At 40.2% G+C, this 1,666-nt stretch carries 1 protein-coding gene; it reads left to right on the plus strand.

Going from position 1 to position 1,666, the window contains the following annotated elements:
* On the plus strand, window positions 1-1,558 hold a 1,558-nt coding region (locus IQ228_RS25820), incomplete at its 5' end, for a hypothetical protein (protein ID WP_193964977.1).
* Window positions 1,559-1,666: the final 108 nt, after the last annotated feature.

A 1,666-nucleotide genomic window follows, 5' to 3' on the forward strand; every position in this document is an offset into this window, starting at 1 on the left:
TGACGCGAGTGGTATATTATCAGTTAACAGTGGCGATGGTAATGATAACCTAACGGTCAATGCAACTCACGCTACAACTAACATTAATACTGTTGCTGGACAAGATAGCATTCGCATCAAGTCTATTAATGCCGCGACAACAGTGAGTTCAGGTACAGAAGACGATAATATCCAGATTTATAACGACAGCAACACAGTAGATAATATTGCTGCTTCATTAACAATTAGTGGGGATGCGGGGACTGATACCATCACTGTTAATGATGCTAGTGATACCAACGATAATACAGGCATATTAACCAGCACCAATGTAACTGGTTTAGATATGGCTGGAAGTATTACCTACAGCAATGCGGAAACTCTGAATATCAACTTAGGTTCAGGTGCAGACAACTTCACCATTAACAGCACCCACACAAATCAAACCAACTTGAATACTAATGCGGGCGCTGATACAGTCCGCATTAAGACTATTACTGGTGCAACCAACGTTTCCACAGGTACAGAAGACGATAATATCCAGATTTATAACGACAGCAACACAGTAGATAATATTGCTGCTTCATTAACAGTTAGTGGAGATGCGGGAACTGATACCATCACTGTTAATGATGCTAGTGATACCAACGATAATACAGGCATATTAACTAACACCAGTGTGACTGGTTTAGATATGGCTGGAAGTATTATCTACAGCAATGGGGAAATTCTGAATATTAACTTAGGTTCAGGTGCAGACAACTTCACCATTAACAGCACTCACACAAATCAAACCAATCTGAATACTAATGCAGGTGCAGATACGGTAACGATTAATGACGCGAGTGGTATATTATCAGTTAACAGTGGCGATGGTAATGATAACCTAATAGTCAATGCAACTCGCGCTACGACTAACATTGATACTGTTGCTGGACAAGATAGTATTCGCATCAAGTCTATTAATGCCGCAACAACAGTGAGTTCAGGTACAGAAGACGATAATATCCAGATTTATAACGACAGCAACACAGTAGATAATATTGCTGCTTCATTAACAATTAGTGGGGATGCGGGGACTGATACCATCACTGTTAATGATGCTAGTGATACCAACGATAATACAGGCATATTAACTAACACCAATGTGACTGGTTTAGATATGGCTGGAAGTATTACCTACAGCAATGGGGAAATTCTGAATATCAACTTAGGTTCAGGTGCAGACAACTTCACCATTAACAGTACCCAGACTGGACAAACCAATCTGAATACTAATGCAGGTGCTGATACAGTCCGCATTAAGACCATCAGTGGTGCAACAACAGTAAATTCGGGTACAGAAGACGATACCATCACAGTTGGCAACGACAGCAACACAGTAGATAATATTGCTGCTTCATTAACAATTAGTGGGGATGCGGGGACTGATACCATCACTGTTAATGATGCTAGTGATACCAACGATAATACAGGCATATTAACCAGCACCAATGTAACTGGTTTAGATATGGCTGGAAGTATTACCTACAGCAATGCGGAAACTCTGAATATTAACTTAGGATCGTGGATTAAATAAGGTGTAATACTGCCAATGATAGCTATACACTAGAGGGGTAGATGGATGAACTGATAGATGATGCAAACTTACCCTGGTGAGATTGAGGTACAAATGCAACGATACTAT

The sequence above is a fragment of the Dolichospermum sp. LEGE 00246 genome, assembly GCF_015207865.1.
Taxonomy (GTDB): domain Bacteria; phylum Cyanobacteriota; class Cyanobacteriia; order Cyanobacteriales; family Nostocaceae; genus Dolichospermum; species Dolichospermum heterosporum.